The 22433-nt window shown below is 68.2% G+C and carries 22 protein-coding genes; 7 read left to right on the forward strand and 15 right to left on the reverse strand.

Features of this window, described 5'->3' with window-relative positions; genetic code table 11:
• The first annotated feature begins 71 nt into the window (after positions 1 to 71).
• Positions 72 to 668 (forward strand): hypothetical protein, encoded by a 597-nt coding sequence (locus ACODRV_RS08990; protein WP_488908089.1) that lies wholly within the window; start codon positions 72 to 74, stop codon positions 666 to 668.
• 3 nt (positions 669 to 671) lie between these two features.
• Here ACODRV_RS08990 and ACODRV_RS08995 read toward each other — a convergent pair whose 3' ends face one another.
• A complete protein-coding gene (locus ACODRV_RS08995) occupies positions 672 to 1865 on the reverse strand; it encodes an MFS transporter (protein WP_488908090.1) in 1194 nt (397 codons plus the stop codon).
• 122 nt (positions 1866 to 1987) lie between these two features.
• Between ACODRV_RS08995 and ACODRV_RS09000 the strand changes: the two genes are divergently transcribed.
• Complete coding sequence (locus ACODRV_RS09000) at positions 1988 to 2359, forward strand: DUF423 domain-containing protein (RefSeq protein WP_141627004.1); 372 nt, start codon at positions 1988 to 1990, stop codon at positions 2357 to 2359.
• 30 nt (positions 2360 to 2389) lie between these two features.
• Positions 2390 to 3364: a prolyl aminopeptidase gene (gene pip / locus ACODRV_RS09005; protein WP_488908091.1), complete on the forward strand. Its 975-nt coding sequence runs from the start codon at positions 2390 to 2392 to the stop codon at positions 3362 to 3364.
• Positions 3365 to 3480: 116 nt separating this feature from the next.
• Here pip and ACODRV_RS09010 read toward each other — a convergent pair whose 3' ends face one another.
• The gene (locus ACODRV_RS09010; protein ID WP_488908092.1) at positions 3481 to 3951 is read right to left on the reverse strand and encodes a DUF6173 family protein; all 471 of its coding nucleotides are present in this window, start codon (positions 3949 to 3951) and stop codon (positions 3481 to 3483) included.
• 153 nt (positions 3952 to 4104) lie between these two features.
• Here ACODRV_RS09010 and ACODRV_RS09015 point away from each other — a divergent pair, with 153 nt between their 5' ends.
• Positions 4105 to 4344 carry a hypothetical protein gene (locus tag ACODRV_RS09015; protein WP_488908093.1) on the forward strand — a complete coding sequence of 80 codons (240 nt, stop codon included), beginning with the start codon at positions 4105 to 4107 and terminating at the stop codon, positions 4342 to 4344.
• A gap of 43 nt (positions 4345 to 4387) precedes the next feature.
• On the opposite strand, the gene rodA is transcribed toward ACODRV_RS09015, so the two are convergent.
• The 9 genes from rodA to ACODRV_RS09060 all read right to left on the reverse strand — a co-directional run bounded on the left by rodA (position 4388) and on the right by ACODRV_RS09060 (position 16664).
• Positions 4388 to 5554 (reverse strand): rod shape-determining protein RodA, encoded by a 1167-nt coding sequence (gene rodA / locus ACODRV_RS09020; protein WP_488908094.1) that lies wholly within the window; start codon positions 5552 to 5554, stop codon positions 4388 to 4390.
• Positions 5551 to 7629, reverse strand: a complete 2079-nt coding sequence (mrdA, locus tag ACODRV_RS09025; RefSeq protein ID WP_488908095.1) for a penicillin-binding protein 2 — start codon at positions 7627 to 7629, stop codon at positions 5551 to 5553. The genes rodA and mrdA overlap by 4 nt, the downstream gene beginning before the upstream one ends.
• Positions 7626 to 8150 carry a hypothetical protein gene (locus tag ACODRV_RS09030; RefSeq protein WP_488908096.1) on the reverse strand — a complete coding sequence of 175 codons (525 nt, stop codon included), beginning with the start codon at positions 8148 to 8150 and terminating at the stop codon, positions 7626 to 7628. Before ACODRV_RS09030 ends, mrdA begins: the two co-directional genes overlap by 4 nt.
• Positions 8147 to 9271, reverse strand: a complete 1125-nt coding sequence (gene mreC, locus ACODRV_RS09035; protein WP_488908097.1) for a rod shape-determining protein MreC — start codon at positions 9269 to 9271, stop codon at positions 8147 to 8149. The genes ACODRV_RS09030 and mreC overlap by 4 nt, the downstream gene beginning before the upstream one ends.
• A 137-nt stretch (positions 9272 to 9408) precedes the next feature.
• Complete coding sequence (locus ACODRV_RS09040; protein ID WP_141627012.1) at positions 9409 to 10449, reverse strand: rod shape-determining protein; 1041 nt, start codon at positions 10447 to 10449, stop codon at positions 9409 to 9411.
• 299 nt (positions 10450 to 10748) lie between these two features.
• Positions 10749 to 11471: a TVP38/TMEM64 family protein gene (locus ACODRV_RS09045; RefSeq protein WP_240811611.1), complete on the reverse strand. Its 723-nt coding sequence runs from the start codon at positions 11469 to 11471 to the stop codon at positions 10749 to 10751.
• Between the two features lie 58 nt (positions 11472 to 11529).
• Positions 11530 to 13143, reverse strand: coding sequence for a cisplatin damage response ATP-dependent DNA ligase (locus tag ACODRV_RS09050; protein ID WP_488908098.1), 1614 nt, complete (start codon positions 13141 to 13143; stop codon positions 11530 to 11532).
• Positions 13143 to 14165, reverse strand: coding sequence for a ligase-associated DNA damage response exonuclease (locus ACODRV_RS09055; protein ID WP_488908099.1), 1023 nt, complete (start codon positions 14163 to 14165; stop codon positions 13143 to 13145). Before ACODRV_RS09055 ends, ACODRV_RS09050 begins: the two co-directional genes overlap by 1 nt.
• Before the next feature lie 57 nt (positions 14166 to 14222).
• On the reverse strand, positions 14223 to 16664 hold the full coding sequence (locus ACODRV_RS09060; protein WP_488908100.1) for a GH92 family glycosyl hydrolase: 2442 nt from the start codon (positions 16662 to 16664) through the stop codon (positions 14223 to 14225).
• A 157-nt stretch (positions 16665 to 16821) separates the two neighbouring features.
• On the opposite strand from ACODRV_RS09060, the gene ACODRV_RS09065 reads away from it, so the two are divergent.
• Positions 16822 to 18027, forward strand: coding sequence for a pyridoxal phosphate-dependent aminotransferase (locus tag ACODRV_RS09065; RefSeq protein WP_141627015.1), 1206 nt, complete (start codon positions 16822 to 16824; stop codon positions 18025 to 18027).
• A 235-nt stretch (positions 18028 to 18262) separates the two neighbouring features.
• Entirely contained in the window at positions 18263 to 18598 is a 336-nt protein-coding gene (locus ACODRV_RS09070) for an endonuclease domain-containing protein (protein ID WP_240811612.1), read from the forward strand.
• A gap of 39 nt (positions 18599 to 18637) precedes the next feature.
• Here the strand turns inward: ACODRV_RS09070 and fabG are convergent, their stop codons facing one another.
• Positions 18638 to 19378, reverse strand: a complete 741-nt coding sequence (gene fabG / locus ACODRV_RS09075; protein ID WP_488908101.1) for a 3-oxoacyl-[acyl-carrier-protein] reductase — start codon at positions 19376 to 19378, stop codon at positions 18638 to 18640.
• Between the two features lie 70 nt (positions 19379 to 19448).
• On the opposite strand from fabG, the gene ACODRV_RS09080 reads away from it, so the two are divergent.
• Positions 19449 to 20753 carry a serine hydrolase domain-containing protein gene (locus tag ACODRV_RS09080; RefSeq protein ID WP_168196825.1) on the forward strand — a complete coding sequence of 435 codons (1305 nt, stop codon included), beginning with the start codon at positions 19449 to 19451 and terminating at the stop codon, positions 20751 to 20753.
• Here ACODRV_RS09080 and ACODRV_RS09085 read toward each other — a convergent pair.
• From ACODRV_RS09085 to ACODRV_RS09095, 3 genes are all read right to left on the reverse strand, one after another.
• A complete protein-coding gene (locus ACODRV_RS09085) occupies positions 20750 to 21025 on the reverse strand; it encodes a hypothetical protein (protein WP_488908102.1) in 276 nt (91 codons plus the stop codon). The genes ACODRV_RS09080 and ACODRV_RS09085 overlap by 4 nt on opposite strands.
• The gene (gene fabD, locus ACODRV_RS09090) at positions 21022 to 21966 is read right to left on the reverse strand and encodes an ACP S-malonyltransferase (protein WP_488908103.1); all 945 of its coding nucleotides are present in this window, start codon (positions 21964 to 21966) and stop codon (positions 21022 to 21024) included. The genes ACODRV_RS09085 and fabD overlap by 4 nt, the downstream gene beginning before the upstream one ends.
• Before the next feature lie 79 nt (positions 21967 to 22045).
• A complete protein-coding gene (locus ACODRV_RS09095) occupies positions 22046 to 22294 on the reverse strand; it encodes a hypothetical protein (protein ID WP_141627021.1) in 249 nt (82 codons plus the stop codon).
• Between the last annotated feature and the right edge of the window lie 139 nt (positions 22295 to 22433).

Here is a 22433-nt window from a genome sequence, read left to right on the forward strand (position 1 = left end):
CTTGACGGAAAGGTCGGGATGCCGCCACCGTCCGCAACGTCACGTAAACGTCACGTAGTTAGTCCGGGTTCATGACCGCTCTCGATCAGATACCAACGGACACGCGTCCAGGCATCCTTATCTGCGCCTGGGAGGCTGACGGCTCAGGCTGGGATCCGGTCGAGGACCTGTCCGGCGAACCCTGGAGCCCGGAGGGCGCGCGCACTGTTCCGGTGCCTTCAGCCGAACCGGACGCGCTGGCGTCCACCCTGTCGACCTATCTCAACGATGACCGTTGCCGGGCGCTGCTGCTGGTGGGACGGACGCGGAAGGCCGATGGCTTCCGCCTGCAGATGCGGGCCGAGAATCGCACGGCGGAAGGCACGCACCGTCCCGATGACGTCAGCCCCAGCGTCGCCCGCGCCACCGCCCCGGTGGGAGACATGGTGCGCGCTCTTCAGGAGGCGGGACTGGCCGCCGGAGCCACGTCGGAAGCCGAGGACGACGCCGGCAGCTATCTGCTCTACCGCGTACTGACCAGCCTGCCTGATGGTTCAGCGACGCCTGCTGTGGGGCTGCTGCGCGCGCCCGAGGACGAGTCCGACGACGCCGTGCAGCGCGCGGTCAAGGCCGCCGCCCAGGCCATCGCCCGGCATCTGGCGCCCCTGCCCCGCTCCCGCGCCTACTGACCGTCAGGCCAATCGGCGGCGCAGGGTCAGCGCCGCCAGCAAGCCGACCGCCGACAGTCCCGCCATCGCCACATAGCCGCCCGCGCCAAACCGGTCGTACAACGGCCCCGACGCGGCTGTCGCCAGGCCGATCAGGAGACCGGCCGACAACACCGAACTGAGCGTCTGGGCGGCGGTCTGGCTGTCGCGCGGCGCCATCGTTTCGACCAGTTGCACGCCGGCAAGGAAGGTCGCGGCGAAGGTCAGGGCGTGCAGGGCCTGCAGCGGCCAGAGTAGCCAGAGCGGCGGCGCGAACGCCATCGCCGTCCACCGCACCACAGCCGCCCCCGCGCCGACCAGCAACAGCGGGAAGGGACCGATCCCCACCCGCCGCCGCCACGGCTCGAACAACCACATCAATCCCACCTCGACCACCACGCCGAAGGCCCACAGCTGGCCAGTCACCGCCTCGCTGATCCCCTGCGCCTTCCACAGGAGGGCCGAAAAACCGTACTGGAAGGCATGCGCCGCCTGCACGGCGCCGACAGCGAAGATGGCGGTCATGAAGACCGGATCGCGCAGCAGCAGCCCCAGCCCCCGGAAGCGATCCCGCTTTCGCAGCGGCGCACCCTCGCCGACCGGCTCTGCGGGCAGGATGAAGGCCCCCGCCGCCGCGATGGCCAGCCCCATCAGGGTGATCCAGATCACGATGGCATCCACCGGCGCGCCCAGCAGAACCGCCCCCATCCCGACATTGACCACCACGAAGGCCACCGAGCCGCAGCCGCGCGGAAGGGCGAAGGTGAACCCTTCCCTGGCCGCCAGTCGCAGGGTCAGCACGTCGCTGAGCGGAATCAGCGCCGCCGCCGCCGTCGCGCCGATGAACCAGAGCACCGCTTTCGCGAAGAAGCGGTCGATCAGTCCGGCGCCGCCGTAGCCCAGCGCCATCATCAGCCCCAGCAGGGCGATCGGCGCGCGACGGGTCCGGAAGCCGTCGGCCCAGACCGCCAGCAATGGCCCGGTCACCACGCGTCCCAGCATGGGCGCCGCCAGCAACACGCCGATCTGCGCCCCGCTCAGACCATGGGCGCGAAACCACAGACTGGCGAACGGCAGACTCACGCCGCTGGCGCCGAAGAGCAACACGTACTGAAGGCCCATCCGGGCGGCGGCGTTCATCGCCGCGAAATAGCAGACGGCGACGCTTCTGTCGGCCAAAGTGAAATCGGCCGAGTTGGACACCGCCCAACTCAGCGCAGATTTCGGTCCGGCGTAATGCTGGGCCATTTTTTGGATTCCGGCCGTTCCGACCAGAAGCAAAAATGGTCTAGCGTCTGCGCATGTCGGTGAATCGAAATCTGGCGGCCTTCGCGGCCGTGAACGGGGCGATGGCGGTGGCGGTCGGTGCCTTCGCGGCCCATGGCGCCGGTCCGCAGATCAAGACCCTGCTGACCACAGGCGCGCAGTATCAGTTGGCCCATGCGTTGTTGGGGATCGCCTGCGCCCTTTGGCCCTCTCGACCACGGCTGGTGACGATCGCCGGCTGGATCGCCACGACCGGCGGAATGATCTTCGCCCTGTCGCTGACGCTTTATGGTTTCCTTCAGTCCATCGTCTTCATGATGATCACCCCGATCGGGGGAACGCTGATGATCGCCGCCTGGCTTTTGCTCGTTCTCGCCGCATTGCGGACCACCCGTTCAAACGCCTGATCCGGGCGAGCAGAAAGACCCGATTACAGTATGGCCTTCCCCTCGCCTGTCGCCCCGCGCCGTGACCTGTTCCCGGAAGTCGACTCCTACGCCTCCGGCTATATGAAGACAGGGGGCGTGCACGAGGTCTGGTACGAGGAAAGCGGCAATCCGCAGGGCCTGCCGGTCATCGTCCTGCACGGCGGCCCGGGCGGCGCGGTGAATCCCGGCATGCGCCGCTACTTTGATCCGAAGAAGTACCGCATCGTCATGTTCGACCAGCGCGGTTGTGGGAACAGCCGCCCGAACGCCTCGCTGGACGACAACACCACCTGGACCCTGATCGAGGACATCGAGCGTCTGCGGGAACTGCTCGGCATCGACAAATGGGCGGTGTTCGGCGGCAGCTGGGGTTCGACCCTGTCACTGGCCTACGCCATCACCCATCCCGAACGCTGCACGGCCCTGCTGCTGCGTGGCATCTTCCTGCTGACCAAACCCGAACTGCACTGGTTCTATCAGGACGGCGCCTCGCACCTGTTCCCGGACGCGTGGGAGCGGTTCATCGCCCCGATCCCGGAGGCCGAGCGTGGCGACCTGATGGGCGCCTACTACAAGCGGCTGATCGGCGACGACAAGGCCGAGCGCGAGCATTGCGCCGTCGCCTGGTCCAGCTGGGAAGGCGAAACGGTCAGCGTACAGGGCCCCGACGCCCGCCCCGACAAGTTCGCCGAGCCCGAGTTCGCGGTCGCCTTCGCCCGGATCGAGAACTGGTACTTCACCAACGGCGGCTTCTTCCCCGAGGAAGGCTGGCTGCTGAAGAACGTTCACCGCATCCGCCACATCCCGTGCTGGATCGCCCAGGGCCGCTTCGACGTGGTGACGCCGATGACCAGCGCCTGGGCCCTGCATCGCGCCTGGCCGGAAGCGAAGCTCGACGTCATCCCTGACGCCGGCCACGCCTCATCCGAACCGGGAATCATCGACAGCCTGGTCCGCGCGACCGATTGGGCGGCATCGCTCTAGAGGCAGTAGGGAACAGGCAGTAGGCGACAGGAGCGGTTGCGCGGATTGCGACCCTGCTGCCTACTGCCTACTGCCTACTGCCTACTGCCTACCGCCTACTGCCTACCGCCTACGCCTCACTTCGGATTGGTCTTCTCCACCAATTCCGACAACTGGAAGCCGATCCGTTTCGCCTCGCGCTCCTGCGGCTTCTTGCGGGCGTCGAGCAGGACGTTGATCTGGGCGTAGTGCTGGATCAACCGGACCGGCCTGCCCTCGTTGTTCCGTCCAAGGAACATGATGAAGTCCGGTCCCCAGAAGCCGACATCCTCGATCTGCATCACCCCGTCGCCGGGCAGGCCCACGATGCGGGCGGCGATCTCTTCGTCCTTGTCGAGGCCCTTCTCATAGTCCTCGATCAGTTTGGACAGGCGCACAAAGGCCCATTCCGCGGGATTTTCGCGCATCCGCACCCCGTCGGTAAGCGCGGCCGCCTGCTCGGGCGTGGCGGTGGGAATGATCGGCTCGGGACAGGGCTTGTCGCCGCAGTCGGAGAACATGGAAGCCGGGGCGACGACAGGACCATCAGGCGCGGAGGGTTCGGACATGCCCTCAAACTAGGCATCGGCGGCGGGAGAAGCCAGCACGCCTCGATTGTCAATCAAGACAGTAAACAACCTGAATTTGACGTCGGCCCGACGAACGACCTAGCGTGGAGCCGGGCCGGAGGCGGTCTTCGGCCCCGAAACGGGAGACTGACCATGCGTAAACTCTTCGCGGTCGCCGCTCTGGCGGGCGGCCTGATGATCCCCCTCGCGGGCCCCTCGAACGCCCGGACCGTCATGGTCCACGAGTGCAACAGCGCCAGCATCGAAGCCATGATGTGCGGCGCCGAGTACGACTACGACGTTTCGATGTGCGACCTCGTCGCGCCGGGCGAGTACAACGCCTGCCGCGGCGAGGCGACGACCAAATGGGCGCGTTGCATGACCAGCTGTTGAGGCCGCCTCGTCTCCCCCGCCCGGCGGCGGGGGAGACACCGGATCAGAACAGGCTGTAACCGCCCTTGGGCAGCTCGGCGTAGCGGTGCACCCGCGTCGACAGGACCAGGCCGAAGCCGATCATCACCGTCATCATCGACGAACCGCCATACGACAGCAGCGGCATGGGCACACCCACGACCGGCGCCATCCCCATCACCATCGCACCGTTGATCAGCACGAACAGGGCGAAGAAGGCCGTCATCCCGGCCGCTGAAATCCGCCCGAAGTGGCTGTGCGCAAGCGAGGCGATCCGCAGGGCGATCAGGATCAGCGCCACATAGCAGACCACCAGACTGAACGAGCCGAGGAAGCCGAACTCCTCCGCCACCGTCGAGAAAATGAAGTCGGTATGCCGCTCCGGCAGGAACTCCAGCTGGCTCTGGCTGCCCAGCCCGTACCCCTTGCCCATCACGCCGCCCGACCCCAGGGCGATCTTGGACTGGATGATGTTGTAGCCCGTGCCTGTCGGATCAGCCTCCGGGTTCAGGAAGGTCAGCACCCGGTTTCGCTGATAGTCGTGCATGCCGAACATCACGAATGGCGGAATGATCGCCACGGCGGCGGCGACGCCGGCGGCGATGATCCGCCAGCTCAGCCCCGCCATGAACATGATCACCGCACCCGTCAGGCCCAGGATCATGGCCGACCCGAGGTCCGGCTGTTTGGCGATCAGGATGAAGGGGACGCCGATCATGCCCGCGGGGACGATCAGCTTCCAGGACCAGCGCGCCTCTTGCGCGGTATGGCTGTGGTACCAGCGCGCCAGCGCCAGGACGAGCCCGATCTTCATGAACTCGGCGGGCTGGATGCGAGTGAAACCGAGGTTCAGCCAGTTCTTGGCGCCCGCGCCCGCGGGCTCATAGCCCAGCGGGGTGAACTCGATCATCAGCACAAGGATCAACAGGACGCCGTAGGTCGGATAGGCCGCGCGGAACCACCATTTCGGGTGCACCATCGCCAGCCCCAGCATGACGATCAGCAGGGCGCCGAAGCGGATCAGGTGATTGATCGCCCACGGCCGCCAGCTGCCGCCGGCGATCGAATACAGCATGGCGGCGCCGACACTGGCGATCACACAGATCAGGCCGATCAGTCGCCAGTCCAGCTCGGCGATCTTGGTCGACAGCCGGTCGCGTTCCCCCGGACGGGTCAGGGCCGAGGCGGTCATCGGGGCGGCTCCGGCACATAGGGACGCGGACCAGAGGTCGCTGACGGCGCCGTGGGTGCGGCCGGCGGCGGCCGCAGGACTTCCGCCGCCTCCTGCCCGGTGACCTCTCCGCCGGGCGCGGCTCCGGCCTCGCCCTCGTCCGGCGTATCGACCGTGGCCTGGGGCGGCAGCGGACGCTCGATGCGCGCGCGCATGTCCGGATCCTTCAGCAACACGGTCTTCATGATCTCGCGCGCCTTGGGCGCCGCGTCCGCCGCCCCGCCGGACGGCGCGTGCTGGATGATCAGGGCGATGGCGTAGCGCGGCGCATCGTGCGGGGCGAAGGCGACGAACAGGGCATGGTCGCGACGGGTCCAGACCGCGTCACGCGGTCCGCGCGACCCGGTGCCGTAGTCGCGCGACTGGGCGGTGCCGGTCTTGCCCGCCATCTGGATGTCGCCGAGCCCCAGCTGCGAGGCGCGGTAGGCCGTGCCCGTCACGTCGTTCGCCACGGCCTGCATGCCCGCCCGCACGATATCCAGGTGCTCGACGGAGATCGGAAGATCGCCGAAGTCATCGCCTTCGGGCCGGTTCACCCCACCGACTGACTTCACCAGCCGCGGCATGATCGCCTTGCGACCGTTGGCGATGCGCGAAACCATGACCGCCAGCTGAAGCGCGTTCACCGCCAGCGCGCCCTGCCCGATCGACACCGACAGGGTCTCACCCGGATACCAGGTGCCGTCATCATCCCACTTGGTGGCGGCGGCGTAGTCGCGCTTCCACTGGGTCGAGGGGACGATCCCCTTCGACTGACCCGCGATGCCGATATCGAAGGTGTGGCCGAAGCCCAGCTTGCCGGCGATGTCGGCGATCTTGTCGACGCCCGCCCGGTTGCACAGGTGATAGAAATAGGTGTCGCACGAGTTCTTGATGGCGTTGTGCATGTCCATCGAGCCGTGGCCGCCCCGTCGCCAGCAACGGAAGGTCCGGTTCCCGTAGCGATAGCCGCCGGTGCAGTTGACCCGTTCCTTGGGATCAATACCCGCCTCAAGGAAGGCCAGCGCCGTGGTCATCTTGAAGGTCGAGCCCGGCGGGAAGGTGCCGTAGATCGCCTTGTCCAGCAGCGGCTTGCGCTCGTAGTCGCGCAGGGCGTTGTAGACCCGGCTGGGCACGCCGCCGACAAACAGATTCGGATCAAACGACGGTGCCGAAACCATGCAGAGGATGTCGCCGTTGCGGACATCCATCACCACGCAGCCGCCGGACTCCTCGCCATAGACTTCCAACGCCCGGTTCTGGACGTCGGTGTCCAGCGTCAGCACGACATCCTTGCCGGGCTGTGCGGGGCGCGATCCGCCGATGTCCTCGGCCACCACGCGGCCGCGAGCATCGACCTCGACGCGGTTTCCGCCGGCCTCGCCTCGCAGATCGCTGTCAAAGGCCCGCTCCACCCCTTGGCGGCCGATACGGAAGCCGGGATTGTAGAGGATTTCCGGGACCTTCTCGCCCCGATCCTGAATGGCCTTGATGTCCCGATCATTGGGCTTGGCGACATAGCCGATGACGTGGGCGAAGGCGCCACCGTAGGGATAGAAGCGCGCCTCGTTCATGTCGGCCATCACGCCGGGCAGCTCATTGGCGTACAGATTGACCCGGGCGAACTCTTCCCAGGTCAGGTCAGACTTGACCGGCACCGGCGAGAAGCGGGGGGCGGCGTTGACCTCTCGGATGATGGTGCGACGGCGATCCAGCGTATCGGGCAGCAGACGGCCCAGCAGGTCCAGCGTCTGATCCAGATCCTTGGTCTCGTCCCGCACCACCAGGACGCGGAAACTGGGACGGTTGCCCGCGATCACGACACCGTTTCGGTCGAGAATCCGCCCGCGCGGCGGCGGCACCAGACGGAAATTGAACTGGTTCTGACTGGCGAGCGTCGCGTACTGGTGCGCCTGGAACACCTGCAACTGGGCAAGACGTCCGCCCAACGCCAGTCCGCCCAGCGTCATCAGACCGCCCAGCACGAAGGTGCGCCGCAGGAACGAGCCTTGGCGCTCATTCGGATCGGCGAAGAAGATGGACGGTTCCGAGCTCATCGGAACCTCACGTCGCCATCATCGAATTCCTCGACCATCCGGTTGGCGAACGGGAACAGCAGCAGGGTCGGCACGACCTGGCCGATCAGCGCCAGAATACTGGGCATGTTGCCCGCCTTCAGGGAAACGATGGCGTAGGCGATCAGGAAGGCCAGCGCCGAACAGGACGCGTACCAGATGAACAGGACAGCCGTGTCCTGACCGATCAGGAATGAACGGGCGCCCAGCACGACCGCATAGACGGCCAGCAGGGCCAGCGCCCACATGCCCAGCAGCCCCTGCCCGCCCCAGAAGATGTCGAGGAACAGGCCGAGGACGAACAGCACCAGCGGCGCGACCCAGGACGGGCGGATCAGCGGCCAGGCGAAGGCCAGCACCATCGGAACCACCGGCTCGGGCAGGCTGAGGCCGAACAGCTCTACCGGGGTCGCCAGAAGCAGGGTGACCGCGACCGCGATCAGGGCCGGATAAACGATCCACTGCAGCGGCCCGACGACGCGGACCGTGACGCCGCGTTTCATTCGGTTGCTCCCGGCGGCGTCTGCTGCGTCGCCGGCTGGGCGGGCGGCGGCGCGGCCGGACGGGCCGGAGGCGGCCCGGCGGGCTGGCGGACCGGAGCCTGAGCCTGAGCCTGAGCGGGCGGCGGTGCGGCATTGGCGGCGCGCACCCGCTCCGCCTGCGCCTGCGCGGCGGCGGTTCGGCGGGCGGCTGCGTCATTGATCGCAGCGACCTGGGACCCGGTCGCATCCGGCAGGGTGTCCAGCGCGGCCAGCGGCGGCGCGTTCAGGTCGGCGCCGCCGACCAGCTGACCGAAGTCCTCGAACAGCAGGACCTTCACATAGTCGATAGCGCCGCGGTCGCTGAACAGCTTGACCCGCCAGGAGCCGTCGATGCCCTTGGCCGCCACGCCGATCGGCACGCCGCGCGGGAAGCCGCCGCCGTCGCCCGAGGTCAGGATGCGGTCGCCCGGCTGTACCGAGCCCACGCCCCGCACGAACTCCAGTCGCGGATTGCCCGAGCCGTCGCCCGTCAGGATGGCGCGCGCGTCGGTGCGGTCGATCAGCACCGGCGTCCGGCTGGCCACGTCGGTCAGCAGAAGCATGCGGCTGACATTGCCCGACGTTCCGACCACGCGGCCGACCAGGCCGTGTTCGTTGATGACAGGATTGCCGATCTTCACGCCCTTGGCGGCGCCGGTGTCCAGCAGACGGGCATTGGAGAAGGGCCCGCGCGAATCCGAGACCGATCGCGCCGTCAGCATCGGCACCGCGGGCTCAGGCCTCAGACCCAGCATAGCCTCATAGCGGGCGTTGATGTTCTTCAGGGCGATGGCCTGATCCCGCCAGGGCTCAAGCTCGGCCAGTTCACGCTTCAGGCGACGGTTCTCGGACACGGCGAAGAAGTAGCCGCCGATGTAGTCGCTGACATGGCCGAACCAGCGCACCGGAGCGGCGAAGACGCCGCCGACAGGGCCGGAGACCGTCTCCACGCCCGCGCGCGCCGGCTGGTAGGGGGACGCCTCGGCGCCGTTGTCACTGAACAGCAAGAACACCGCGAGCACCGCCGCCACAGCGACAGACACGGCCGCGGTCCAGACCAGCGGCACCTTGATGTTCTCGAACGGTCCGTCGCGAAACGCCACGGCGCGCCTTCCTCAAAATAGGGAATCGGTGGGACGCCCCCGCCGATCTGCCGAGCCTATCGCAAAATACACGCCAGTTGGAAACCGGCGTAATCCCCGTAATGACGGGGATTTGAGGCCTTTTCCTGAACCGGCTCTTACAGAGCCGAGTCCAGCACACCCTTCATCCAGCGCGGATGCTCCAGAACGCGGCCGCAACCGATGGCCACGCAGGAGAGCGGATCGTCGGCGACCGAGACCGGCAGGCCGGTGTGATCACGGATTTCGGCGTCCAGACCGCGCAGCAGCGCGCCGCCGCCGGTCAGCATGATGCCCTTGTCGGCGATGTCCGCGGCCAGTTCCGGCGGCGTGGCTTCCAGGGCCACCTTCACGGCTTCGACGATCTGCGAAACCGGCTCGGCCAGCGCTTCGGCGGCCTGACGTTCCGAGATGCGAACCTCGCGCGGCACGCCCTGCATCAGGTCGCGGCCCTTCACGTCGATCGACAGGCCTTCGCCGTCGGCCGGGATGCGGGCGGTGCCGATGTCCTTCTTGATGCGCTCGGCGGTCGTTTCGCCGATCAGCAGGTTATGGTTGCGACGCATGTAGCTGATGATGCTGTCGTCCATCTTGTCGCCGCCGACGCGGACCGAACGCGAATAGACGATGCCCGACAGCGACAGGACGGCCACCTCGGTGGTGCCGCCGCCGATGTCGACGACCATCGAGCCGGTCGGTTCATGGATCGGCAGGCCGGCGCCGATCGCGGCGGCCATCGGCTCGTCGATCAGGCCGACGCGGCGGGCGCCGGCGTTCAGGCAGCTGTCGTTGATCGCGCGACGCTCGACGGCGGTGGCGCCCGACGGCACGCAGACGATGATCTTCGGGTTCACGAAGCCGCGGCGGTTATGCACCTTGCGGATGAAGTGCTTGATCATCTCTTCGGCGACCTCGAAGTCGGCGATGACCCCGTCACGCATGGGACGGATGGCTTCCATGTGGCCCGGGGTGCGGCCCAGCATCTGCTTGGCTTCGATACCGACAGCGTGGACGATCTTGCGGCCACCCACGTTACGCAGGGCGACGACGGACGGTTCGTTCAGAACGATGCCCTTGCCCTTCATGTAGATCAGGGTGTTGGCGGTGCCGAGATCGATGGCGATATCGTTCGAGATCGAGCCGAAGATGTGGGAGAACATGGGCCTGGGATACCGTTCGTTCGAGCCTTGAGGGCGTGCGTTTAACTCGATCTGCTTCGGCGACGCCCCGGCTTCGCGTATCCCCATACGCGCCGCCTCCTGATCGTCTTCGCCTGACCGACCGAGGGCTCGTTTGCCCGTGTGCGGAGGCGATTACAAGCCCCGTGACCACAGCTTGGTCCCGGAACGGGGACAGGTTGTTCACGATAGTGTCAAGGCGACGCCCTGCCCCACCCCCATCTCGCGCTGCTCGCACAGTCCATCCGTCCGGGTTCGGACGATGAGACGCCGCTCTCGGGTCAGTCCTCGCTGACGCCCGCCGCCTTCTCGCGCCGTTTGACGAACTCGCGCACGGCCAGCATCAGCCCCAGCCAGACCACCGCCACCGCCGCCAGGATCAGCGAGGTCCAGACGCCGTCGCCGCTGACCGCAGACACCACCGCCCCGCCGAAAAACGCCACCAGCGCCGTCTTCGGCAGGACGCCCAGCGCGCACCCGGCCAGATAGGTCCAGAAATTCGCCCGCGTCGCCCCGAAGGCCATGTTGACCACGATGAAGGGCGCGGACGGCACATTGCGGATCATGAAGCTGGCGTAGAAGGCGTTGCGCCCGACAAACCGCTTCAACCGGTCCAGCGTCCGGCTGTCGAACCTGTCGATCAACCGCGCGGTCGGTCCCCGGCCCAGCCAGTAGGTCACCCCCGCCGACACCACCGTCGCCACCCAGCTGTAGGCGAATCCCAGGTTCGGCCCGAAGGCCACCACGCAGGCGGCGATCAGAATGAACTGCGGCGCGCCGATGAAGGCCGACACCACGAACAACACCACCGTCGCCGCGAAGGCCCACGGACTGCCCGCATAGCCTTGCAGCCACGCTTCCAGCTTCTCCTCGGCGTCCAGCCCCAGCTGCGTCTTGCCGAGCGCCAGCAATCCGAGGGTCGCGCCCAGCAACAGCACGGTCGCCAGCACCACCTTCCAGCGGCGGGCCTCCATATTGAGGATAAAATCGAGGATGCGGCGCAAGAATCTGTCCCGGCTCAGGGGGCGAGCCGGGCCATTTGCACGGACTGCCCCCGCCCGTTCAAGCGCCCTGATCCAGCATTCGCTCCAGCGTGCCCAGCTCATCGGCCTCGGCGGCGGGCTTGTCCCAGCGGATGCGGCTGATGCGGGGGAAGCGCATGGCGACGCCGGACTTGTGCCGCTTCGAACGCTGCAGCCCCTCGAAGGCGACTTCCAGCACCAGACCAAAGTCCCGCCCCGCCCTGACCGACCGCACCGGCCCGAACCGCTCGACGGTGTTGTCGCGAACGAACTTGTCCAGTTGCTTCAGCTCCTCATCGGTGAAGCCGAAATAGGCCTTGCCCACCGGCGTCAGGGCCGGAACGCCGTCCGCGCCTTCCGTCCAGACCCCGAAGGTGAAATCGGAATAGAAGCTGGACCGCTTTCCATGCCCACGCTGGGCATACATCAGCACCGCGTCGATCAGGTGCGGATCGCGCTTCCACTTGAACCATGGGCCCTTGGGGCGACCGGCCTCATAGACACTGTCGAGCCGCTTGAGCATCAGCCCCTCGGCCGCGAGCGGATCGCCCTCCGGCGGATCGGCGCGGATCGCCGCCAGTTCCTCCCAACTGTCGAACGAAACCAGAGGTGACAGGTCCAGTCGCTCGGACCCAGCCGCCGCCACGAACCGCTCCAGCCGCGCCCGCCGCTCCACGAACGGCAGGGCGCGCAGGTCCTCGCCATCGGCGGCCAGCAGGTCATAGGCCCGGATGCCCGCCGGGTGGGCGGCGATCAGCTTGGGATCGGCCACCTTGCGGTTCAGCCGCTGCTGCAGGTCGCCGAACGCCCCCACCCTGCCCTCGCGCAGCACCAGCAACTCGCCGTCGATCACGCCCTCATAGTTCAGCGCCGCCAGCACATCGGGAAAGGCCGGCGACACGTCCTCGCCGGTCCGGCTGTAGAGACGCTTCACCCCGCCCTCGCTGACGGCCTGCACACGGATGCCGTCCCACTTCCACTCGGCCGCGTAGGCGGCGGGGTCCAGCCGGGCGAAATCGACCGCTTCATCGATCGGCTGGGCCAGCATGACCGGCCGGAACCGCCCATGCGCCTCGGCCAACGGTCGTTCCGCCTTGCCGTCCAGCCAGGCCAGCAGATCGGCATAGGGCGGGCTCTGGGCGTGCCAGACCTCCTGGATGTCCGCGACCTCGACCCCGCCGAAGTCCGCCGCCGCCTGCCAGGCCAGCCGCGCCGACACCCCGACCCGAAGGCCGCCGGTGACCAGCTTCAACAGCGCCCACCGCCCGTCGGCGTCCAGCGCATCCAGCCAGCCCTCCAGCAGCCCCTGAACCTGACCGCGCTTCGCTTCACGCAGGGCGTCGATCACCTCGGACAGCTCCGGCTCACGGTTGGCCCCGTGCCGGGCCGGCCAGATCAGGGCCGCCGTCTCGGCCAGATCGCCGACATAGTCATAAGACAGGCGGAACAGCTCCGGATCGACCCGCGCCTCGACCGCCGCCCGGATCATCGCCGGCTTGGCCGCATTGAACGAGAGCGCCCCGGTCAGGGCGGCCAGCGCCCAGCCGCGATCCGGGTCCGGGGCCTCAGCCAGATGGTCGCGGATCAGCTTCAGCTTGGCGTTCCGGGACGACGTCAGCGACAGCCGGTCCAGCAGGGCGGCGAAGGCGCGCATCAGTCGTCGTCCTCGTCTTCATAGCCCACCAGATGCAGCGCCCGCGCCTTCAGCCCGTTCAGCTCGGCCCAGCGCCGCAGGGCGTCGTCCCGCCCGTGGGTGATCCAGGTCTCCTGCGGCGCCAGCTCGGTCAGGGTGGCGGTCAGTTCATCCCAGTCCGCGTGATCCGACAGCACCAGCGGCAGTTCCACGCCCCGCTGCCGGGCTCGCGCCCTCACGCTCATCCAGCCCGAGGCGAAAGCCGTCACCGGATCGGGGAAGCGGCGGCTCCAGCGGTCGGCGATGGCCGAGGGCGGCGCGATCACGATCCGCCCGGCGAAATCCGCCTTGGAGCCCGTCGCGGGCGCCAGCGGCCCCAGATTGACGCCGAAATGCTCATACAGCCGGTTCAACCTCTCCAGCGCCCCGTGGACATAGATCGTCTCGTCATAGCCCGCCTCGCGCAGTAGCCGGATCACCCGCTGCGCCTTGCCCAAGGCATAGGCCCCGACCAGATGCGCCCGTTCCGGGAACTGGACCACCGAGCGCAGCAACCGCCCGATCTCATGACTGTCCGGCGGATGGCGGAAGACCGGCAGGCCGAAGGTCGCCTCGGTGATGAAGACATCGCTGGGCACAGGCTCGAACGCCGCGCAGGTGGGGTCGCGCCGCCGCTTGTAGTCGCCGGACGCCGTAATGGTCAGCCCGCCCTGCCGCACCGTCGCCTGCGCAGAACCCAGCACATGGCCTGCGGGGGCCAGCGACACCTCTACCCCGCCGACCATCAGCCGCTCGCCATAGGCCAGCGTCTGTGTCGACCCCGCGAAATCCTTTCCGTAGCGCTCGCCCATGATCGCCAGCGTCTCGGGCGTGGCCAGCACAGCGCCATGCCCGGCGCGGGCGTGGTCGGCGTGGCCATGGGTGATGACGGCGCGGTCCACCGGCCCCGGCGGGTCGATGAAGAACCCACCCTCGGGGCACCAAAGCCCCTGCGGCGTCGGGCGCAGCACGGCTTCAGGCAGGATTGTCCGGTTCGGGCTCATGCGTCTCCGACAGCAAAGGCGGTCATCCGAAACGCGGCAAGCCGAAAAGGTGTCCCGTCACCTCGCCCGGCACACATCCCGCGGCGTCGCGCCCGCGCCCTGCCCCCAGTGGGCGCGGTCCGCCCGGTCGGTCAGGCGCAGGTCGATCCGTCCGCCGGCCTTCAGCTGATCCCACTCCAGCCAGACCCGGTCGAAGGCCTGACCGTTCAGGCGGGCGCCCGAGACATACTGGACCCGCTCGCCGGTCGCGCCGGGGGCGTTGATGCTCAGGGTGCGGCCCTGGCCCAGATCGATCTCGACCTGTTCGAAACGCGGCGTCCCGACCAGAAGCTCGCCTGTTCCCGGCATGCCCGGATACAGGCCCACCGCGCCGAACAGGTACCAGGCCGACATCGTCCCCAGATCGTCATTGCCGGTCACGCCGTTGGGCGCGTTGGTGAACAGGGTCTGGGCCGCGCGGACCACCGCCGCCGTGCGATCAGGCCGCCCCAGCAGGGTGTAGATCCACGGGGTGTGCATGGTCGGCTCGTTGTTCGGATTGTACCGGTGCTGGCCATAGTAGGCGTAGGGCCCTGCCACCCACTCGGCGCGGGCGCTCGTGGGATCGGCGGAGATCTTGTCGAAAGCGAAGAAGCGATCCAGCCGCGCCAGCGTCCGCTCACGCCCGCCCATCGCCTCGGTCAGCCCCGCCACATCCTGCGGGACCAGCCACTGGTACTGCCAGGCCGTCCCCTCATGGAAGCCGTAGTGGGAGGTCGGGTCATAGGCGCCCGCCGGAGGCGTGAACCACGCGCCATCCTCCATGCGCGGACGCGGGAAGCCGGTGAAGTCGCTCTCGCCGTCGGCCACCGAGGCGTCCCAGACATTGCGCCAGTTGCCGCCTCGACGACGCAGGATCGCCGCATCCGCCGTCTGGCCCAGCGCCGCGCCCATGATCGACAGAGAACAGTCGCCCAGTGCGTACTCCATGGTCGCAGACCCGGCGTGGTGTGGATCGGAGTCCATCCCTTTCGAGGGGTGCGCCCGGTCGAACTGGATATAGCCCTCGGCCAGATAGTGCGGATTGCCCGCCCGGCCGTCGTGGCGCGAGTTCAGCGGCGGATTGCCGAAGGCGTTGCGACGCAGCGCGGCCCATGCCTGCTGTTCCCGGCCCTCCAGCGCCCCATAGCGCCACAGGTCGACCATGAAGGGCGTCACCGGATCGCCGGTCATCACATTGGTCTCGAAGCCGGCGTAGCCCCAGCGCGGCAGCCAGCCGCCCTGTTCGCCGATGGCCAGCACCGACCGCGCGATGTCCCTCGCCCGCTCCGGCTTCAGTATGGCCAGCAGCTGGTTCTGGGACCGGTAGGTGTCCCACAGCGAGAAATACTCGTGATAGGTCCAGCCGTCCGCGACGTGGATTTGATCGTCATAGCCGCGGTAGCGCCCGTCGGCGTCGCTGCCGGTCATGGGTTGCAGCAGGGCGTGATACAGGGCCGTGTAGAAGACGGCGCGGTCGTCACGCGTCCCGCCGCTGACCCGGACCGACCTCAGTTCCCGGTTCCAGACCTCCTGCGCCGCCTCTCGCATGGCGTCGAAGCTCAACAGTTGACCGTCGCGCCGCCCCTCGGCGTCCAGATTGCCCCTCGCCCCCGCCTGATCGACGTGCGAGATGGCGCTGATCGCCGTCACGGCCTGCCCGCCCGCCAGATCAAACGTCACCCAGGCGCCGTTCCTGGGGTCGTGCTCGCTCTCCATGCTGAAGCGCGCGCCCGGCGTGCCGCCCGCCTGTCCCCAGACGCCGAAGCCGGTGAAGGGCCGGTCGAACTCGATGCGGAACCAGGTCGAATACTGGTGGCCGCCGCAGAAGCTCATCGTCGTCACCTTGCCCTCGACCGCGCGGTCGCCGACGACGCGGATCTGGCTGCCGATGACCCGGTGCCGCTCATTGGCCTGACTGACGTTGATCAGGACATGGCCCTGCGTCTGGCCCGGCGCGAAGGTGTAGCGCTCGGCCGCCGCCCGGGTCAGGGCCGTCGCCTCCACGTCGATGCCGCCGTAATCGGTCAGCCTGACGCGATAGTAGCCCGCCTGCCCCACCTCTCCCTCGTGGGTGTAGCGGGAGGCATAGGCCTTGTGATCGAAGCTGTTGGCCTTGGTGGTGTCGAACGTCCCGCCCGGGGTGATGGAGCCGGTCACCGGCAGGACCGACACCTGCCCGCCCTGCTCCCAGCAGCCGGCGCCCGAGATGAAGGAGCGCCCGAAGCCCCGTATCGTCTCGTCGTCATAGCGATAGCCCGCATAGTGCGAGCCGATCGGGCTGACCTGAATCAGGCCGAAGGGGGCCGAGGCGCCGGGGAAGGTGTTCCCCTCGTCCCGCGTGCCGATGAAGGTGTTGACGGTCTGAGGCAGCGTCCGGTCATTCCGGACCGACGCCGCCGTCACAGGCTGCGCCAGCCCCAGCAAAACCACGGCCGCCGCCATCGCCTGTCCGAACCGGACCGCGTTCCGCCACCCCATCGCTTCCTCCCCGAAGCCCTGATTTGTCAGGCCGGTTCTAGGGCGATGCGGCGACGGTGTGAACCGTCTGTATCAAACGCAAGGAACCGTAGCGTCTCGTCATTTGCTCCCCCCTTCGCAACTGCGTAATGAGGGCCGCCGTTCAACGGGAGTCGCCATGTCCAGCCTGCAGTCCTCCGCCCTCGCTCGCGTCAAGCCGTCGGCCACGCTCGCCGTCACCGCACAGGCCCGGCAGCTGAAAGCCGAGGGTCGCGATGTGATCGGTCTGGGCGCCGGGGAGCCGGACTTCGACACTCCGGGCAACATCAAACAGGCCGCCATCGACGCCATCACCCGCGGCGAGACGAAGTACACCGACGCCGACGGCATGCCCCAGCTGAAGGCCGCCATCTCGGCCAAGTTCAGGCGCGAGAACGGCCTCGACTATTCGACGGCCCAGATCCACGTCGCTCCGGGCGGCAAGCCGGTCATCTTCAACGCCTTGGTCGCCACCCTGAACCCGGGTGACGAGGTCATCGTCCCCGCCCCCTACTGGGTCTCCTACCCCGACATGGTCCTGCTGTCGGGCGGCGAGCCGGTCAAGGTGATCGGCGAGGAGAAGGACGGCTTCAAGCTGCGTCCCGAGGTGCTGGAAGCGGCCATCACGCCGAAGACGAAGTGGCTGATCCTCAACAGCCCGTCCAACCCCACCGGCGCCGCCTACACCCGAGCCGAACTGGAGGGCCTCGCCGAGGTCCTGCGTCGTCACCCGCACGTCTGGGTGCTGACCGACGACATGTACGAACACCTCGTCTACGGCGACTTCGAGTACACGACCATCGCCCAGGTCGCGCCGGACCTCTACGACCGCACCCTGACCGTCAACGGCGTGTCCAAGGCCTATGCCATGACCGGCTGGCGCATCGGCTATGCGGGCGGACCCAAGCCGCTGATCGACCTGATGCGCAAGGTGGCCAGCCAGACCACCTCCAACCCGACAAGCATCAGCCAGTGGGCCGCCGTCGAGGCGCTGAACGGCCCGCAGGACTTCATGGCCGAGCGCCGCGTCGCCTTCGAAAAGCGCCGCGACCTGGTCGTCTCGATGCTGAACCAGACGGCGGGCGTCACCTGCGCCACCCCGGAAGGCGCCTTCTACGTCTATCCGTCCATCGCGGGCCTGATCGGCAAGACCACCGAGGGCGGCGTGGTCATCGACGGCGACTCGACCTTCGCCGCCGAACTGCTGAACGCCGAGGGCGTGGCCGTGGTCCAGGGCGAAGCCTTCGGGTTGTCGCCCTATTTCCGCATCAGCTACGCGACGAGCGAGAGCGTGCTGGAAGAGGCCTGCACGCGGATCCAGCGGTTCGCGGCGTCGCTGCGCTAAGAGTCGGCCAAGACCTCACCTCTCCATCGCCCTCCAAGGCGATGGAGAGGACCGATCGGCGCGCGAGCGACGATCAGGAGAGGGCGGCGCAGGCATCAACCAGTTGCGCACCGACCCAATTCATGCAACTTTTCCGAGCATGGATGAACACGCCACACACGCGTTCGCCAAACGTTTGCGATGCCCCATGACACCGCCCGAAGCGCGGCTCTGAACCCGTGTCCGCGCTCACCGCTTGCAGGGCTTCAAATTCCGCCGCCAGCATCCGTGCGGCCCCTACATCCTCGATTTCTACTGCGCAGCGGCGCGCCTCGCGGTCGAGGTGGACGGGCGCTGCCACGAAGACCCGCACCGGATCGCACACGACCGACGTCGAACCCGCTGGCTGGCCGCACAGGGCATCCGCGTAGTGCGGATCGCGGCGCATGATGTGCGAGACGAATTGGACGGCGTGCTTGGCTTCATCGCCCGCGTGGTTCGCGAACGGATCGCCGATATCGGCGCCGCCCCCTCCACCACCCGGGCCAGGTCGCCCGGGCGGTCCCCCTCCCCACCTTCGGTGGAGAGGTGAGGCTGAGCCACCTTCTCCCGCAAGGGGAGAAGGCGAAGATCAGATCATCGCCATGCCGCCATTCACGTGCAGCGTCTGCCCCGTGACATAGGCCGCTTCATCCGACGACAGGTACACCGCCGCCGCCGCGATCTCGTCGCCGGTGCCCAGACGGCCGGCCGGGATGTTGCGAAGGATGGTCTCGCGCTGCTGGTCGTTCAGCACGTCGGTCATCGGCGAGGCGATGAAGCCCGGGGCGATGCAGTTCACGGTGATGCCGCGCGAGCCGACTTCCTGGGCCAGCGACTTGGAGAAGCCGATCATCCCGGCCTTGGAGGCCGAATAGTTGGTCTGGCCGGGGTTGCCGGTCACGCCGACCACCGAGGTCACGCCGATGATGCGGCCCGAGCGGCGCTTCATCATCCCCTTCATCGCGGCGCGCGACAGGCGGAAGTAGCTTTCGAGGTTGATCTTGATGACCTGCTCGAAGTCCTCGTCCTTCATCCGCATCAGCAGGCCGTCTTTGGTGATGCCGGCATTGGCGACGAGGATGTCCAGCGGCGAACCGGCGGCTTCCTCGGCGCGCGCGATCAGGCCGTCGACCGAGGCCGCGTCGGACAGGTTGGCCGTCGCGTAAAAGGCGCGCTCGCCCAGTTCCGCGGCCAGTTCCTGCAGCACCGCCTCGCGGGTGCCCGACAGAACCACCGTCGCGCCTTGCGCGTGCAGGGCGCGGGCCACCGCGCCGCCGATGCCGCCGGTCGCGCCGGTCACGAGGGCCGTCTTGCCAGTCAGGTTGAACATTTTGATAGCTCCGCCATTTCGTGGGAGGGGTCTAACCGAGCCCGCGTCATATCGCCAGAAGGAACGCCCGATGGACCGAAACCGCCTCATCGCCAGCCGCCGCTCCCTGCTTCTGGGCGTCGGAGCCCTTGGTGTGTCTGGAGGTCTGGCCGGCTGCGGGACGGTCGGCCTGCCCTTTGGAGGCGGCGGTTCGGCGCCGGCGATTCGCGGTCTGGACCGCCTGCCGCGCAGCCAGACGGTGCTGAACCGCTTCGTCAGCGAGCGCCGCCTGCCCGGCGTCTCGGTCGGTGTCCGCGCCCCCGACGGCAGCGACATCTTCATCCAGGCGGGGACGCTGGACTTCAACGTTTTCGACCGCGTCGGGCCGGACAGCCTGTTCCGTATCTTCTCCATGACCAAGCCGATCACCGGGACCGCGGCGGCCCTGCTGATCGAGGACGGAAAGCTGACGCTGGACACCCCGGTCGCCGACATCGTGCCCGAGTTCGCCGATCTGAAGGTCGCGACCAACCCCGAGCGCGGTCTGGCGGGCCGCCCGGCGCGCAACGTCATGACCATCCGCCATCTGCTGACCCACACCAGCGGGCTCAGCTATTCCATCGCCGGAGACGGTCCGGTCCCTCGCGCCTATCGCGAGGCGGGCCTCACCCCCGGCGCGCCCGGCGGCGACAGCAATCAGGTCCGCGACCTCGACGAACTGGTCCGCAAGCTGGGCGACCTGCCCCTGATCGCCGAGCCGGGAACCGCCTACCACTACAGCCTGTCGCTGGATGTGCTGGGTCTGGTCATCCAGCGCGTCTCGGGCATGGCCTTCCCCGACTTCGTCCAGCGCCGCATCCTCAATCCGGTCGGCATGCGCGACACCGTCTGGCGACTGCGCGACGGCGACGCCGCACGGCTGATGCAGGTCTACGCCTTCGGTCGCGACGGCCGGAATCCGCCTTCGGTCATGCCGGGTCTGTCAGCCGAGGACTACTCCGCTCCGGTCACCCTCTATTCCGGCGGCGGCGGTCTGATCTCCTCGACCCGCGACTACCTGGACTTCCTGTCCATGCTGCTGCGCGACGGGCGCGCGGGCCGTGTGCGGGTGATGAAGCCCGAGACCGCCCGCCTGATCCACACCGACATCCTGCCCGAGGGTCTGACCGCAGAGGGCGGCGGCTATGGCTTCGGCGGCTGGATCGCCCGCCCGGGTCACCGCCGTCAGGGCGAGTTCGGCTGGAGCGGCGCGGCGGGCACGCAGGGCTGGATCGATCCGGAGAAGAACTTCGCGGCGACCATGATGATCCAGGCCATGCCCTATCGCGCAGTGGACATCCTGACGGAACTGCGCCCGGCGCTGGATGCGGATTTGGGGATCGAGCGGGCGGGCTAGATCCGCCCGAACACGCCCCACAGCAGGACCAGCATCAGCGGCGCCCACGACAGGGCCAGCAGGATCCACGCCTCGCGGGCGTCGCGGCGCCAGTAGCGGTAGCCCCCGGCGCCGACGGCGGCCAGCATGACCAGCGCCGTCACCGCGCCCATCAGGTCAAAGCCGCCGCGTACTGACAGGGTCAGCGACACGGCGCCATAGAGCAGCGGCAGGATCGCCAGAACGACCCAACCGGCCACGGTCAGCCAGAAGAGCGCGGCCGCCCTGGTCACAGCGACTTGGCGAAGGCTTCCAGTTCCTCGGGCATGTTCAGCGGAGCGCTCTCGGCGTTCGGCGCGATGCGCTTGGCCATGCCGGTCAGCACCTTGCCCGAGCCGACCTCGGCGAAGCGGGTCACGCCGCCCTCGCCCGCCATCCACTCCATCGACTCACGCCAGCGGACGCGGCCGGTGACCTGCTCGACCAGCAGGCGGCGGATGACTTCCGGATCGCTTTCCGGGCGGGCCAGAACGTTGGCGACCACCGGAACGACCGGGGCGTTGATGGTGGCTGCGGCCAGCGCTGCGGCCATCTCGTCGGCGGCGGGCTGCATCAGCGGGCAGTGGAAAGGCGCCGAGACGTTCAGCAGGATGGCGCGGGCGCCCAGTTCCTTGGCGGCCTCGATAGCGCGATCCACGGCGGCCTTCTCGCCGGAGATGACGATGTTTCCGGCGTTGTTGTCATTGGCGACCACACAGACGCCGATCTCGGCGCCGACCTTGGCGGCGGCCTCGGCCAAGGCCAGATCGGTCTTCGGGCCGATCAGCGAGGCCATGGCGCCCTGCCCCACCGGCACGGCGCGCTGCATGGCCTGACCGCGCAGCTTCAGCAGGCGGGCGGTGTCGGTCAGCGACAGCGCTCCGGCGGCGCACAGGGCCGAGTATTCGCCCAGCGAGTGGCCGGCCACAAAGGCGGCGCGGTCCACGCCGACGCCGAACTCCACCTTCAGCACCCGGGCGGCGGCGGCCGAGACGGCCATCAGCGCCGGCTGGGCGTTCTCGGTCAGGGTCAGCTGGTCTTCCGGCCCTTCGCGCATCAGGGTCGACAGCTTCTGGCCCAGCGCCTCGTCCACCTCGTTGAAGACGTCGCGGGCGCAGGCGAAGGCGTCGGCCAGCGCCACGCCCATGCCGACGGCCTGGCTGCCTTGGCCGGGGAACAGAAGGGCGAGGGTCATATGAAGGGCTCCGAAGCCGTGAATCAGGCCCGCAGCGATAGGCCGGGCGTGCCGCAGGGGCAAGCCGGGCCGCTCAAGATCAGCCCCAGAGGTGGATGGCGTCCGGCGCGGGCTGCGCCTCGACCGGCGCGGTCTCGCCGGCATAGCTGATCCGGCTTTCGCGCCCGCCGCAGACACAGCGGAAGCGTTGCGACGTCCCGGCGGCGGGCCAGTCGCGGGTCGAGCCGAACAGGGTGCGGGCGTCCATCAGGGCCACATGCACGCAGCCCGGCGACAGGCAACGCACGATCATCCGCCCGCGCGACGCATCCATTTGAGATTCGGCCATGATTCCTCCCGGACCCCGACGCTAGCCGGATCGTCCTGTGAGTCACAAGGTTAAATGTTCCAGCTTTGTTCTCATATCCACAGCCATGATCGAACCGGCGTGATGTGAAAGGGGCGGAACCCCGCGGCCCCGCCCTCCT

It is taken from the genome of Brevundimonas sp. FG8 (assembly GCF_057808845.1).